Source organism: Clostridium sp. AF19-22AC (assembly GCF_003479085.1).
Taxonomy (GTDB): Bacteria; Bacillota; Clostridia; order Lachnospirales; family Lachnospiraceae; genus Faecalicatena_A; species Faecalicatena_A orotica.
Window position 1 is genome coordinate 1 of sequence record NZ_QUGN01000044.1, and the last position, 15,094, is coordinate 15,094.

General features: G+C 44.9%; 13 protein-coding genes. 4 read left to right on the forward strand and 9 right to left on the reverse strand.

Going from position 1 to position 15,094, the window contains the following annotated elements; genetic code table 11:
* Positions 1-142 precede the first annotated feature (142 nt).
* Complete coding sequence (locus tag DWX43_RS26270) at positions 143-2,557, forward strand: helix-turn-helix domain-containing protein (protein ID WP_182440824.1); 2,415 nt, start codon at positions 143-145, stop codon at positions 2,555-2,557.
* 169 nt (positions 2,558-2,726) lie between these two features.
* Complete coding sequence (locus DWX43_RS26275; RefSeq protein ID WP_118622968.1) at positions 2,727-4,136, forward strand: subtype B tannase; 1,410 nt, start codon at positions 2,727-2,729, stop codon at positions 4,134-4,136.
* Positions 4,137-4,192: 56 nt separating this feature from the next.
* Here DWX43_RS26275 and truA read toward each other — a convergent pair whose 3' ends face one another.
* From truA to DWX43_RS26295, 4 genes are read right to left on the reverse strand one after another with little or no spacing between them, the layout of a single operon-like run.
* The gene (gene truA, locus DWX43_RS26280) at positions 4,193-4,954 is read right to left on the reverse strand and encodes a tRNA pseudouridine(38-40) synthase TruA (protein ID WP_118622995.1); all 762 of its coding nucleotides are present in this window, start codon (positions 4,952-4,954) and stop codon (positions 4,193-4,195) included.
* A gap of 46 nt (positions 4,955-5,000) precedes the next feature.
* Positions 5,001-5,825 (reverse strand): energy-coupling factor transporter transmembrane component T, encoded by an 825-nt coding sequence (locus tag DWX43_RS26285; RefSeq protein ID WP_118622970.1) that lies wholly within the window; start codon positions 5,823-5,825, stop codon positions 5,001-5,003.
* Positions 5,818-6,666, reverse strand: coding sequence for an energy-coupling factor transporter ATPase (locus tag DWX43_RS26290; protein WP_118622972.1), 849 nt, complete (start codon positions 6,664-6,666; stop codon positions 5,818-5,820). The genes DWX43_RS26285 and DWX43_RS26290 overlap by 8 nt, the downstream gene beginning before the upstream one ends.
* Positions 6,651-7,502 carry an energy-coupling factor transporter ATPase gene (locus DWX43_RS26295; RefSeq protein ID WP_109730208.1) on the reverse strand — a complete coding sequence of 284 codons (852 nt, stop codon included), beginning with the start codon at positions 7,500-7,502 and terminating at the stop codon, positions 6,651-6,653. The genes DWX43_RS26290 and DWX43_RS26295 overlap by 16 nt, the downstream gene beginning before the upstream one ends.
* A gap of 319 nt (positions 7,503-7,821) precedes the next feature.
* Here DWX43_RS26295 and DWX43_RS26300 point away from each other — a divergent pair, with 319 nt between their 5' ends.
* The gene (locus DWX43_RS26300) at positions 7,822-8,529 is read left to right on the forward strand and encodes a GntR family transcriptional regulator (protein WP_109730207.1); all 708 of its coding nucleotides are present in this window, start codon (positions 7,822-7,824) and stop codon (positions 8,527-8,529) included.
* A 54-nt stretch (positions 8,530-8,583) separates the two neighbouring features.
* On the opposite strand, the gene DWX43_RS26305 is transcribed toward DWX43_RS26300, so the two are convergent.
* The 5 genes from DWX43_RS26305 to DWX43_RS26325 form a co-directional block, all read right to left on the reverse strand.
* Positions 8,584-9,522 (reverse strand): DMT family transporter, encoded by a 939-nt coding sequence (locus tag DWX43_RS26305; RefSeq protein ID WP_118622974.1) that lies wholly within the window; start codon positions 9,520-9,522, stop codon positions 8,584-8,586.
* 15 nt (positions 9,523-9,537) lie between these two features.
* Positions 9,538-10,056, reverse strand: a complete 519-nt coding sequence (locus tag DWX43_RS26310; RefSeq protein WP_118622987.1) for a peptidylprolyl isomerase — start codon at positions 10,054-10,056, stop codon at positions 9,538-9,540.
* A 131-nt stretch (positions 10,057-10,187) separates the two neighbouring features.
* Positions 10,188-11,825 (reverse strand): aryl-sulfate sulfotransferase, encoded by a 1,638-nt coding sequence (locus tag DWX43_RS26315; RefSeq protein WP_243099484.1) that lies wholly within the window; start codon positions 11,823-11,825, stop codon positions 10,188-10,190.
* A 122-nt stretch (positions 11,826-11,947) separates the two neighbouring features.
* Positions 11,948-12,550 (reverse strand): hypothetical protein, encoded by a 603-nt coding sequence (locus tag DWX43_RS26320; protein WP_118622989.1) that lies wholly within the window; start codon positions 12,548-12,550, stop codon positions 11,948-11,950.
* 77 nt (positions 12,551-12,627) lie between these two features.
* Complete coding sequence (locus tag DWX43_RS26325) at positions 12,628-13,488, reverse strand: DMT family transporter (RefSeq protein WP_118622991.1); 861 nt, start codon at positions 13,486-13,488, stop codon at positions 12,628-12,630.
* Between the two features lie 291 nt (positions 13,489-13,779).
* Between DWX43_RS26325 and ugpC the strand changes: the two genes are divergently transcribed.
* Positions 13,780-14,892, forward strand: coding sequence for a sn-glycerol-3-phosphate ABC transporter ATP-binding protein UgpC (ugpC, locus tag DWX43_RS26330; protein WP_118622993.1), 1,113 nt, complete (start codon positions 13,780-13,782; stop codon positions 14,890-14,892).
* The last annotated feature ends 202 nt before the right edge of the window (positions 14,893-15,094 follow it).

Below are 15,094 nucleotides of genomic sequence, written 5' to 3' on the forward strand. Positions count from 1 at the left end.
ACCGGGGAATAGGGGAGTGGAATTTAAAATTTCATTTTAGGGTAATGAGCGTGGTTTTGTTTTACGATTGCTTTACTATCTCAAAGGTATTACAATAAAATAACAGCTGATTCTATTTGTTTTATATACAAGGGGGATGAACATGGGCAAAAATATCAGTCATTCGGGTATTATGATCCAGATATTAGAAAACCGGGGAGAAAGTGAACATTTCCATGAAGATCTGGAAGTCCTATATGTGCTGGAAGGCAAAATGGAAGTGACTGTAAATCAGGTAAAAACAGAGCTGGGGGCCGAGGATGTTTTCCTGGTTAATGCCAATATGCTGCACAGCCTGAACGGAAGTGAGGGAACACTTTGTGCCTGCATTTCCATGCGTTATGAACTCATGAAAGAGATTCTAAACCGGCAGGCAATTGCCTACTATTGTGACAGCACCAAGGATGATTCTTCAAGCTATACTGAGCTTCGCAGGCTGATTCGAAGGCTTTTGAGGCAATATCTGGATGTTCAGGAAGGTTTATATGGGTTTGGTTACCATATTTCCTGTTATCAGTTAATGGAGTATCTAAGTACTCATTTTCTGATGGACCTTTCGGATGGAACCGACGGGGAACAGGGTGATAAATTTAAAGAACGTCTGGAGCAGATCAATTCATATATCCACCAGAATTACAACAAACAGATCAATTTGAAGGACCTTGCCAATCAAATGTATCTGTCCGTGGGCTATCTGTCCAGATTCTTTAAGAAATATTACGGAAGCAGTTTTACAGACTACCTGAACGGGGTGCGTCTGACCTATGGAATGGACAGCCTTTTGTATACAAATAAGCGGATAACAGAGATTGCTATGGACTGTGGATTTCCGACTATCGCTTCTTTTCACAAGGCATTTAAAAAACGGTATGGGGAAATTCCATCCGCTGTACGGAAACGGAATACAGAGAAAATTAATAAACTGTCCGACTGGAATCATGTTGAGATCAGCCAGCGGCTGGAGAAAATCATCTGGAATCAGCAGTCCGGCCGGAAAGAAGATAAAAGCCGGATTGTCTGTACCTGTTCGGCCTCTGATACATCCCCTCTCGTGCAAAATTGGAATGATACTATTAATATAGGTGAGGCACAGGATTTGCTGCCGAATGAGATGCAGGTTCATTTGATGATGCTCAAGAGTGCCTTAAACTTTAAATATGTACGGTTCTGGAGTCCGTTTACCCCGGAAATGATGATTGACATAAATAACCCTGAACATATATTTAATTTTTCCAGATTAGACACTGTTTTAGACTTTCTTCTCCAGAATAACCTGATTCCCCACATAGAGATTATGAACAAGCCCAAAAGGCTCCAGAAGAATTCCAAAATGCCTATCATAAACAGGGACCGCGAGGGCGCTGCAAGTCTGGAAAACTGGGACTTACTGATCAATGCCTTCATGGTGCATATAACTGAGCGCTACGGGAAAAGTAAGATCAGCCATTGGCGGATAGAAGTCTGGAGCAGCGAGAGCCACTGGGAAGACGGCAATGAATATGACGATTATTTTACCATTTTTCAACATACAAAAGAGATTATAAAAAAACATAGTCCCGGTGTTTGTGTGGGCGGCTGTGGGATGCAGGCATACTCACGTGGGAATGATTATCCTGATTTGATAAAGGAATTTTATACCCGCTGGAAGGAGAGGGACTGTCTGCCAGATTTTATTTCCTTCATGAGCTATGCATATTATAAGGACCGTTACGAAGCGCACAGCCAGTTCAAACGGAACACCGACAGTTCCTTTGTCGTGCACGGGCTCAATGAAGTAAAAAAGATTTTAAAAGAAATCTCACTTGACGACATTCCGGTCTATATCACCGAATGGAACCATTCTGTGTCTGACAGGAATTATCTGAACGACAGTTGTTATAAAGGAGCCCAGATACTGCAAAGTTATTTTGAGGTATATGGCCAGACCAGTGTCATGGCCTATTTTATCGGCAGTGACCGGTACAGCGAATTTTATGATACGGACACCCTGCTCTTCGGGGGTGCCGGACTAATTTCCAGAGACGGGATCCTGAAACCGTCCGGTTTTGCGTTTGATTTTCTGAACAGGCTGTCCCCGGGATTTGTTGCAAAAGACAGAAACTATATGGTGACCACAGACGGGGAAAGCACGGTCAGTATTTTATGCCATAATGCGAAAGAACTGAACTATACCTATTTTAACACAGAGGAAGACAAGATAGAAAAAGAGCATCTGGAACGATATTATGAGGATACGGAATCACTGCAATTACAGATTCAGCTTACAGGCCTCCCGGATGGCGGATATCAGATGAAGAGATATTCTATAAACGAACAATATGGAAGTGTATTGGATATATGGGGAAATATGGAATACGAGAAACGTCTGTCTATAAATGATATCAAGTATTTCCGGAGAATCTGTGAACCGTATCTTTCTATTCATACATGTTATGTTGAAAATGGGGCAATCACTCTGGAAATTGAATTATACGCGAATGAAATTTCGCTGATCGTGCTTCAAAAAAGAAAGCATTGAGGACAAAGAGGCATCACAAGGTTGAAATCATGAGAAAGTATAGTGCAATTTTCACCATTTTATTTATAAATCAAAAAAAATGGTAAAAAGGGAAAAATAGAATGTCGCATGTGAGAAGGCGCCAATAAAGTGGATTTGTTATAATATAGACACTGAAAGGAGATTTATTATGACAAATTCATTTTATTTTGACGAATCAAAATACACTATTGAAACTGTTAAGATGGAAAGCAGAACACTGGTTTATCGTGCTTTTGAGCAAATCCCTTATGTGGCGAATCCGGCAGACGAGATACAGAAGCTTAGTATATTTGTTCCTGAAACCTACTACAAAGGCGGCAGTATCAATGGGTATTCATTGAAAACGGCACCGATTTTCCTTCCTAATACCGTAGGTGGATATTTGCCGGGACCTCAGGAACGTCCGGGACTGGCCCTCTATTTAGAGAAACCGAATGCAGCATTTTATGCGTTGCTGCATGGCTATGTCGTCGTTTCACCAGGACTTCGCGGCCGGGGAATGAAAAATAAGGCGGGTGAAAATATCGGCATGGTTCCGGCTGGGATTCTGGATTATAAAGCGGCAGTACGTTATCTCCATTATAATACAGGGCGTATACCGGGTAATACCAGACACATTATTTCAGATGGTACCAGTGCTGGCGGTGCGATGTCCGCCCTGCTTGCCACTACCGCGAATCATCCTGATTATGATCCCTATTTACAGAAAATGGGTGCACTAAATGCAAGTGACCAGATTTTTGCCGCTTCCTGTTATTGTCCGATTACCAATCTGGAACATGCAGACGCTGCCTATGAATGGGAGTTTTGCGGTCATCTGGATTATCATACAGCTAAATTTATTCCTCCGGCTAAAGGGGAACACATACCGACAATCATTCCGGTTGAAGGGATGCTGACAGAACAGCAGCAGGCTATTTCTGCAGAAATGAAAAAGGAATTTATTGCTTATCTGAATCGTCTGGAATTGAAAGATGAGAAGGGAACACTTCTGACTCTGGACGATAACGGAAAAGGCCCATTTCTTGATTATATAGCAGAGATGATTATGCAATCTGCCCAGAAGGCCTTCAATGAAGGTGCAGATCTCTCGAAATTCGATTGGCTGACTGTTTTAAATGGTACTGTAACGGATATTGATTTTCCGGAATATATATCCTACCGGACCCGAATGAAGCCTGTACCGGCCTTTGACAGTCTCGATGCCGATTATCCTGAGAATGAAGTATTTGCAGGTGCTGATGTCCCCTACCGTCATTTTACAGATACTGGCTACAGAAACGGAACTAACTGCCCCAAAGCAGAAGAAATGCAGATAAAAATGATGAACCCTATGCGCTATATCGAAGATTCGCGCGCACAGAAAGCATACCATTTCCGGATTCGTCATGGTGCAATCGACAGGGATACTTCTCTTGCTGTTTCTGCCATGCTGACACTGAAGCTACAAAATCAGGGGATTGATGCCGGACACTATTATCCCTGGGAAACAGCACACTCCGGAGATTATGATTTGATAGAATTGTTTGCCTGGATTGACCAAATATGTAAAGAATAAAATAGCAGAAAGTGCCCTGCGTCTACAGCCCCGATACATCAGCTGCTGACACGGGGCTATCTGCTGCTCTGCTGCCCCATTTCCCCATATTCAATCCCGACCAGCATCAGTCCATGCGGCGGTGCGGTGACCCCTGCCGCCTGCCGGTCCTTTGCTTCCAATATGTCTTCCACCTGCTCAGGTGTATAGAAGTTCCTTCCGACACGTAAAAGTGTCCCCACGATGATCCTCACCATATTGTACAAAAACCCGTTTCCCCTGATGCGGATCGTGATCTCATCTTTCTCTTCGATCACACTCAGCTCATAAATCGTGCGCACGGTATCTTCCACGTTCGTTCTCACATTACAGAAACTTGCGAAATCGTGTGTTCCTATAAGATACCCCGCCGCCCTGCGCATTTTCTCCAGATCCAGATGATAGGATACGAAGTACCTCGTCAGTCTTCTTGTCGGGTCCTGGATCTTTGCATTCAGAATGTGGTATTCATATGTCTTTGTGCAGTTACAGTAACGCGGATGCCAGTCTAAAGGGACCTCTTCAGATTTCGTTATCACGATATCGTCTGGAAGCCTCTGGTTCAGCGCGTAGGCCAGACGTTCCGGCGGGATGCCGGTTTCAGAATCAAATACCGCCACGTTTCCGAGCGCATGCACTCCCGAATCGGTACGGCTTGCCCCGATGATCCGTATGTCCTCCCCTGTCAGTTTGGATAATTTCTTATTCAATACTTCTTCTATCGTAATTCCATTTGGCTGTATCTGCCAGCCACAGTAATTTGTGCCGTCATAGGCTACCGTAAGTTTGATTCTTCTCATAGCTTCACTTTCAGTTTTTATTATTTTTCCGCTCATTCAAAATTTTCTAGAAAATCCACAGATGGAAGGGGACATAGCGCCCAATGCAGAAAACAAGCACTAAATAAATTAATGTAACGGCATAAGCCATTCGGTCTCTGCCCTGATAAACAAGGGGCTTCATCTTCGTCCTGCCGTCTCCGCCCCGGTAACAGCGGGCTTCCATTGCCATTGCCAGATCGTTGGCCCTCCGGAATGCGGATACAAACAGCGGCACGAGAATCGGTATCATCGCCTTCGCCTTCTGTATGATATTTCCACTCTCCAGATCAGCCCCGCGCGCAATCTGTGCTTTCATAATCTTGTCTGTCTCCTCCAGCAAAATGGGAATAAACCGCAGGGCGATAGACATGATCATCGCAACTTCATGTACCGGGACCCTGATCTTATTCAGCGGGTGAAGCAGCTTTTCGATCCCATCTGTCAGGGAATTCGGGGTCGTCGTAAATGTCATAATGGAGGAACCCATAATCAGGTAAGTCAGTCTGATTGCCATATATACTGCTACATTAAGTCCTTTATCTGTGATTCGGAAGATCCATAAATGAACCAGTTCGTTTCCTTCTCTTGTCAGGAACAGATTGAACAGCACCGTAATCAGAAGGAGCATTATAATGGGCTTAAGCCCTTTTACAATATACTTAAACGGTACTCTGCTCATGCAGATAACGCCCCCGAGAAATGCTGTTGCAATCACATACCCCAGAATGCTGCTCTGCAAAAACAGAGAGATTAGAAACAGAAGGGTGCAGACGATTTTCACCCTTGGGTCCAATCTGTGAATGACACTTTTTGCCGGATAATACTGTCCGATTGTAATATCTCTAATCATGCAAACTCCTCATAATTTCTTCTGCCGCTTCCTCCACAGTTGTTGCATCAGTATGCACATCCAGCCCGCGGGCCTTCAAAGCGTGCATGATGTATGTCACCTGTGGTGCTGCAAGTCCTACTTCTTCCAGTTCTTTGTAATGTGCAAACACCCTTTTCGGAATGTCATCCAGCATCTTTTCGCCGTGGTTCATGACAATGATCCGGTCAACATATCTGGCGATATCTTCCATACTGTGGGATACGAGAATCACAGTCATGTTGGTGTTTTTGTGCAGATATTCAACCTGATCGAGAATCTCATCCCTGCCTCTGGGATCCAGCCCCGCCGTGGGCTCATCCAATACAAGGACTTTCGGCCGCATCGCCAGAACTCCCGCTATCGCTGCACGACGTTTCTGGCCGCCGGACAGCTCGAATGGGGACTGTTTATAATATTTCTCCGGAAAACCGACTAATTCCAGAGCCTCTTTGGCCCTTTTTTCACACTCTTCAGGAGGAAGTCCCTGATTCTTCGGCCCGAAACAGACATCGCTGAGTACATCAACTTCAAAAAGCTGGTGCTCCGGATACTGAAAGACAAGTCCGACCTGATTCCTCAATTCTTTCATGTTATATCCGCTGTCGTAAATATTTTTTCCTTCATAATATAAGACGCCGTCTGTTGCTTTCATCAGGCCATTGAAATGCTGGATCAGTGTAGATTTACCGGACCCTGTATGCCCGATGATGCCGACAAATTCCCCCTGCGTGATTTCCAGACTGACGTCCTTTAATGCCTGCTTTTCATACGCGGTTCCGGGGCTGTATATATAATTAATGTGCTCTAATTTAATTGACATAATGCCTCCACCAGCTCCTGTGTCCTTAGGATTCCTTTCGGGAGCTTCAAGCCTCTTTTTCTCAGTTCTTCTGCAAGCATGGTCACCTGTGGAACATCCAGCCTGTACTTTTTAAGCTCTTCTACCTGACTGAAGATTTCCTTCGGTGTGCCATGCATGACAATATGGCCGCTGTCCATGACATACACCTGATCAGCGTCAATGACCTCTTCCATATAGTGTGTGATGAGGATGACCGTGACCTTCTTGCGTCTGCGCAGTTCCTGAATGGTACGGATGACTTCCTTCCGGCCGTTCGGGTCCAGCATGGCGGTTGGCTCATCGAGCACAATACATTCCGGCTCCATTGCAATGACTCCCGCAATTGCAACACGCTGTTTCTGTCCTCCGGACAGCTTATTCGGCGAATTTGTCCGGTACTCCAGCATACCAACCGACTTCAGGCTGTCTTCAACCCGTTTCCAGATTTCCTCTGTCGGCACCCCGAGATTTTCTGGACCGAATCCTACGTCCTCTTCCACCACGGTGCCAATGATCTGGTTATCCGGATTCTGGAACACCATCCCTGCAGACTGACGGACGTTCCACAATTCTGCCGGATCCTTCGTGTCCCTGCCATTCACCCACATCGTACCGCCTGTGGGGATCAGTATCGCATTCATGTGTTTCGCGAGAGTCGATTTTCCGGAACCATTGTGTCCAAGTATCGCCACGAAGTCCCCCGGTGCGATCTGGATGTCTACCCCGTCGACTGCACGGTTCATCCCTGTCACATTGCCTTCTTCATCACGCTTTTCATATTCAAAAATCAGTTTTTCTGATCGGACCATATCCATATCAGCTGTGCCTCCGTTATTTTTTCATCCCCGGCCATTCTTGCCTGACCGTACAGGAAATATTTTTGATTATACTACGCAGGTATGCCTGCTGTCCACTATTGTACGGTATCAACTGGCTTTTGGCAAGGTACAATTATGCGTAGTCAGGCAAGGCCAGTTTGTCTGTTACTGCGTATACCTTTTAGTATACAAAGCAACGTACACAGTATTCATTTGCATCCTTCTGGGTTTCCAAGCTTGTTTAAACGAATTTTATGTATTATAATAGCAAATAAAAAACCGGGTTTCACCATGCCGGTAATTTGGAGATCTGCATATGGAATTTTCAAAAATAAGTTCACCCTCACTTCGGGATTTGTTTGTGGAACAGTTGGAACATTTGATTCTGTCAGGAAAATTAAAAATCGGGGAAAAGCTTCCGCCCGAGCGTCAGTTGGCTGAAATGATGCAGGTGAGCCGGGCCGTAGTAAACGGGGGTCTGGGGGAACTGGAGCGGAAAGGGTTTCTGGTCGTAAAACCGAGAATCGGAACCTTTGTAGCCGATTACCGGCGCAAAGGCACATTGGATACTTTGATGGCGATTATGAAATATAACGGCGGGCGTCTGCGCAACGAAGAAATCCGCTCTATTCTGGAGGTCCGGATTGCTCTGGATACCCTTGCAGCACAATTATGTATTGACCGGATTTCTGATGAGGAAGTGGAACTCCTCCGTGAAAAAAAGGAGCGGATACGGGAGACGGATTCTATCACAGAAGCCTCCCAGGCAGCTTTTGAATTCCAGCATGAATTTGCTCTGCTCTCCCATAATACACTGATCCCGCTGATCTTCCAGTCCTTCCGCACGCCGGTTTCCACTCTCTGGGAGCGTTTCTGTACCCTCTACGGGATACCTGCACTCTACGAGAATACACATACGCTCTGGACCTTTATCCGGGATCGCGATACAGACGGCGCCATCGAATGGATACAGGCTTCAATCGGGAATACAATAGACGGAAGCCGGAAAATCTACTATGACTGATTTTCCGGCTTTACCTAAGTACTTATATTTGTTTGTCTCCGTCACACAGTGCTGCTATTTAGACGGTGCTGTGTGATTTTTTGTTACGGACTTCGTACTGTTGACGATCAGTATTCCTACGCTGACGAGTATCAGCGCAGACAGGTTTTTCAGGGAAACGAACTGTTCCCCGAGGAAAATGGCTGAGAGCACGACGCCGAATACCGGAATCGTAAAGCCATAAATCGCCACCCTGCCCACCGGGTTATACTTCAGCAGCAGCGTCCAAAGGCTGAATGCAACTGCAGAGATCAGTGCCATATAAATCAGGAGGATCGTAGATTTTAGGGTAAATCCCTCTACATGTCCCCCGAGTGCCAGACCGATTATAATCAGGAGTACACTTCCGAATAAAATCTGATAAGAAGTAATCGTCATCGGGCTTTCCTTATCTGAGATGATTTTCAGCACAACCGTGCTCACCCCATAGGCAACCGTACAGATAAACACCATACCTTCACCTTTGAGCGAAAATCCCGTCCCCCATGCCCCCGGAGCCAGATTGATCACCACCACTCCCGCGAGTCCCAGCAAACACCCGATCCCCTTCTTCCATGTCATTTTCTCCGACTTAATCATAAAATGTGCGGCAACAATGGAGACAAATGCATTCGATGCATTGATAATTGATCCCTTTGTTCCCGTCGTATTCGCCAGCCCAACGTAAAAGAAGAAATATTGTATCGTAGTCTGTAAGAGTCCCTGTCTGAGGATATAGGGAATAGAAGAACGTTTCATCGTCAGGAACCGTCTTTCCAAAATACATCCAAACATAAAAGTCAGGACACCGGCGAGGAAAAACCGGTAGCCAGCAAATAAAATCTGGCTCCCGGTTCCTTCTATTCCAAACCACTCATATCCAACTTTAATGCATGGGAATGCACTTCCCCATAACGCACAGCAGATTAACGCCAGCAGACAGACGACTGCCGGTTTCTGTAATCGCTTTTCCATTGGTAATTCCTTCTCCTATGCCTTCTCCGGCTCGCCGTAATCCTCACCGAAAGTATCGACAGTCACCTTTTTCATCACCTGTGCCTCTAACGGCTTATCACTATAATCCGTTGCAGTCCCGGCAATCTTATTCACAACATCCATCCCCTCCGTAATCTTGCCAAATGCTGCATAAGAACCATCCAGATGCGGAGAATTCTTGTGCATAATAAAGAACTGGGATCCTGCTGAATCCGGATGCATTGCACGTGCCATAGAGAGCACTCCCGCTTCATGGGCCAGATCATTCGCAAACGCATTCTGTGAAAACTCACCCTTAATCGTATATCCCGGACCGCCCATGCCTGTCCCGTCCGGGCATCCGCCCTGAATCATAAATCCGCTGATAACACGGTGGAAAATCAGACCATCATAAAACCCTTTATTCACAAGAGATACAAAGTTTTTCACCGTATTCGGTGCGATCTCCGGGTATAATTCCGCCTTCATAATATCCCCATTTTCCATTTCGAACGTAACAATTGGATTAGCCATAATAAACTCCTCTTTTCTTATAAATTCAATACGTCTATTGTAGCGGATAAAGTCAGATTAGTCAATTAGGTACACCACTTAAGTCAATTGGGGACGTAGTATACTTAAGGTTTACTACGTCCCCAATTGACTTAAAATTGATATTTATATACACGGTATATGAACTTTTCCGCATTCATTTTATAACTTGCTATTAGTTTGTGTTCTTTGTTATATTCTCTGAATTCCCCCGCAAACCCTGAATCTGCCAGTACATTCCCGCTAATTTCCTGTACACTGCTTACATAACCTGAATATGGTACTTTGAAGGAATCTGCCAGTTTGAATGTTCTGTTGTTTTCGTCTACAAGGTATTTATAATAGTAGGAAGTGCTTCCGTCTTTTGCGCTTGTTTCGGTCAGGCCTGTGCTGCTCCAGTCGAAGCCGGGCCTTGTCTCGCTGTAGCCGATGTTGTTATTGAACATATAGAGATAATATTGTCCCTCTTTGAGCGTATCGTCTTTTACATATGTAACGGAATGCTGTCCGCCCTGTATTGTGAAGCTGCCGTCTTTTGTGAAAAGGAGGTTTTCGTATCCGGTACCGGCCCAGAACTTGTCCGCCCCTATCATGTAATCGAGCTGGGGAGCTGTATACAGATTGCTGACTTTTAGTATCGTCGATGTCTCCCTTGAGCTTAGCAGAACTTGTCCTGATCCCATCCATTGAATCGTATTGATGTGCATCCAGTCTAAGTCTCCGTCTGCATTTGCCACACAGGAGGCTTTATAGTTTCCGAGGAGGTCGCCGAGATCGAGTACCTCTGTCACCTGGCCGGTCCTGATATCCAGTTTTACCACTACATCTTCTACGCTGTCCTGTTTATTATCGGTTGCCAGTATCAGGATGTTCCCGTCATCATCGAAGACATAATCGTGATGCAGGCTGTAATCACCCAGGTCATATACGGAGACAACCTGTCCCAGCCGGTTTACTGCGGCTATTTTGGATTCTGATATGCTGTAGTACATCGCGCTCTCATCAAATAAAATCCTGTGGCTCCGGTAGCCGAGCAGGGGGACTTCGCCTCTGAGGATGCCGTCATTATCATAATAATACATGAAATCAAGATGTGAGTCATCGTTCCCAAGTATGACATACAATCCATCTGATAACTCTTCCTCAGCCTTCTCGTCAATATCTGTCTCAAGCTTCACTTCCTCGTCTCCCAGCAGGCTCCCCATATTATAGGCATAGGAGCGGGTTGTCACCATCCCATTTTCTTCCGTAATTGTGAACTTTACTTTATTTTCCATATCTGGAATGAGCCCGATCACCTGAAACTCATGCTCTGTCTGGTATTCCTCTTCCTGAGAAACCTCACGCGTAAAATCTTTGATTTCTTTGTCTGAAACACTGACGGTGTATGTAATCTTCGCGGGATTCTCTGTCTTGAAGTAGACATATGCCGACTGTGTATTCGTGCCAAACGGATTATACTGAATCAACATATTGTCTATCGTATATTCATTTTTAGCTTTTTTCGCCTCAAGTTTTTTAACGATCTTAGCCTGACCCACAGTATCGTAAGTCTTCTTGATCTCTTCCAGCTGCTTTTCTTCTTCCTCTGTAAGCGCCACGGTCTGTTCTTCATCCGGAGTGCCCAATATCCTGCTGACAGTCGCCTCCATCGCAGAAATGGCCGTGGTTCTCCCAAATATCCCGATTCCTGCAATGATCAGCAGCGTCGGTACAATCCACTTTTTCTTCTTTCCCGGTTCTTTTAACATAAAACATTTCCTTTCACTGCGATAAATTAGCCTCTGAACATTCATATTGTAAAAGAAATTTGTGCCCATTCTATGAAATCTTTTTGAAATTTCATTTTTTATTATGGCTAAAATCAATTCTTTTACCTGACGCAGTATTGTATCAGACCGCCTTTTTCTTCATATCCCGTATTCCACAGGTCCTTCAGTGAGAAGGTTGACGCCTCTCCGTACGTTGCCACGGTGATTAGGAAATCATCCTCTTTTTCCTCGTACCCGTAACACAAGAACCAGTGCCATACAAAATCTTTATATTCCGGCTTTTTATGCCGCAGCATCAGATAAGGCACCGGAAACCCGGCATCGATCTGCTTTTTGATAAGATCTGCTGCCTCAGTGGAGGTATGCTCTCCGGCAAACTCCTGCATACTCAGCCGGTCGTCCCCTGTGTCATTTAAATATTTTGAAAATCCGTCAATGAACATGCTTAGTTTTTTCACCCCGCCGGCGCGTGGTCTTAAGTACGGTTTCATCTTCATCGAGAACTGTATATAATCTTCCTTTTCCAGATTATGGACATCATAGGGATACAGGTGGGCCTGCCCCTGATGCAGCGCAAAATAAATACAACTGTCACACGCGGTCGCCGCCGCACAGCCGCCGACATACATGACCACATTCCGAAACCATTCCTGATTCCCGCCGATTTCACCATCTATTGTAAAATAATCCAGTAATTTTTTCATATCTGCCTCCTGAGTTCTCCCGACGAGCCGACTTCACCTGTTACTGTACATCCCCTCCCTATAGGTGTGTACAGTAATCACTCTTCCCGGGATGATAAACGCGTCGAATAAAAGACTACACCCAAAATAATCACGCCGCCCGCAAGTTCTTTGATCCCTGGCTTTTCACAGAGGAATAGAAACGCCGCTATAATTCCATATACAGATTCCAAACCAGATATGATTCCCGCGGTCTGGACCTTCACATGTTTTAATCCTTCTATATACATAGTATGTGCAAAAGCAGTAAAAACTACCCCAAGCAGAACCAAAACGAGGATATCCTTCCCGGAAACCACCGGCTTCAAAAGGAACAGGGACGGCAGCAGTACAACAGCCGCAGTTGCCTGTTCGTAAAATGCAGTCAGGCTGCTTGTATATTTCTCCATAAACATCCGGTTCATCAGGGACAGGACTGCGTAGGACAGACTGCCCGCCATTCCCCAGATAACTCCCTGTGTCATCGTATTCCCCAGATGGAATTCCGGAACAATAAGCAGCACACCAGCCAGCATCACTACTGCCGAGACTACACTGGAAGACTTCAGCCTTTCATGGAAAAGTACCGGTTCCAAAAATGTAACAAACAGTGGGAATGTAGAAAACGTAAGTGTCCCGACCGCAACCGTGGAGGTCTGGATCGACTGCATAAACGTCGTCCAGTGGACCGCCAGTACAATCCCGGCGGTAATCATCAGTATATAATCTCTCCCCTTATCAAGGCGGACCCGGGCCCTTTTCACTTTTAATAGAAAGAACAGGGAGAGAGAGGAAAAAATAACCCGTCCCAGAACAATGATCACGGCCGGCAGCAGGACCCATTTTGCAAACAGGCCTGCAAGTCCAAACAGCAGGACAGCGATATGTATTGATATCAGACTCTTCTTCTGGTTCTTCATCTATTCTCCTTTATCAGCTTTATCATCATCCACCGCTATGCGTGGAATTCTTTTCAAACCTTTCATAGTATATCATACTCCTTTTCATCTTCCAAACAACATTTTTCCATTTCTTTACTAATCTTTTTTCTTTCCTCCGGAGGTCCGGAATGAATGCAAGGGCATGTATAGTTGTTATGTACATTTTTTTTCGGATTTTTTGGTTACTCGTGACATTGTCCCATTCTCTCTTTTTAGATATACTTATCTCAGAAAACAACGAAACAACATTTTTTCAAGGAGGCTATTAAAATGGCAAGTTTATCATTAAAAGGAATTCAAAAAGTATATCCTAACGGATTTCAGGCAGTAAAAGATTTCAATCTGGATATTGAAGATAAAGAATTTATCATCTTCGTAGGACCATCTGGATGTGGTAAGTCAACTACTCTTCGTATGATTGCAGGTCTGGAAGATATTTCAGGCGGTACTCTTGAGATTGACGGAAAAGTTATGAACGATGTTGAGCCAAAGGACCGTGATATCGCGATGGTATTCCAGAACTACGCTCTGTATCCTCATATGACAGTATATGACAACATGGCATTCGGACTGAAGCTGCGCAAGGTTCCGAAAGATGAGATCGATAAGAAGGTTCGTGAGGCTGCAAGAATCCTTGACCTTGAGAAATTATTAGACCGTAAGCCAAAGGCTTTATCAGGTGGACAGAGACAGCGTGTTGCTATGGGACGTGCAATCGTGCGTAATCCTAAGGTATTCCTTATGGATGAGCCTCTTTCCAACCTGGATGCAAAACTGAGAGTTCAGATGCGTATCGAGATTTCCAAGCTTCATGAAAATCTGGGCGCAACCATCATCTATGTAACACATGACCAGACAGAGGCTATGACACTTGGTACAAGAATCGTAGTTATGAAAGACGGAGTTGTTCAGCAGGTAGATACACCTCAGAACCTTTACAATACACCTTGCAACCTGTTCGTTGCCGGATTCATCGGATCACCTCAGATGAACTTTATGGATGCTATTGTAAAAGTAAATGGCAGCGATGTAACTCTTACAGTTGGAGAGCACGTACTGAAAGTTCCTGCTTCTAAGAAAAAAGCTCTTATTGATGGCGGTTATGACGGAAAGACAGTTGTTCTTGGAATTCGTCCGGAAGATGTACATGATTCAGAATCATTCATTGCAAACTCACCTGACAGTGTAATCAGATCCAAGATCAAAGTTTATGAGCTGCTCGGCGCAGAAGTATACTTATACTTTGATGTAGAAGGTACTCAGATGACAGCCCGCGTTAATCCTCGTACACCTTTGAGAAATGGTGATGATGCAGTATTCGCTCTGGATATGGAAAAGATTCATGTATTTGATAAAGATACAGAGTTGACGATTTTAAATTAATGCTTTAGAATAAGAATATATAAATGAGAGGGGCTGTGCTATTAAGTGCGGCCTCTTTGAATTACTGTCCACAGGCACGCCTGTAAACAGTAACGCGCCTGCCCATTTAGATTCGCCTACGGCGAGGGGGCAGGCTTACTGGCCGATTTACGTAACGGCCCCCCAGCCTATCAGCGTAGTGATAGGCTGGGGAGTGAACCAA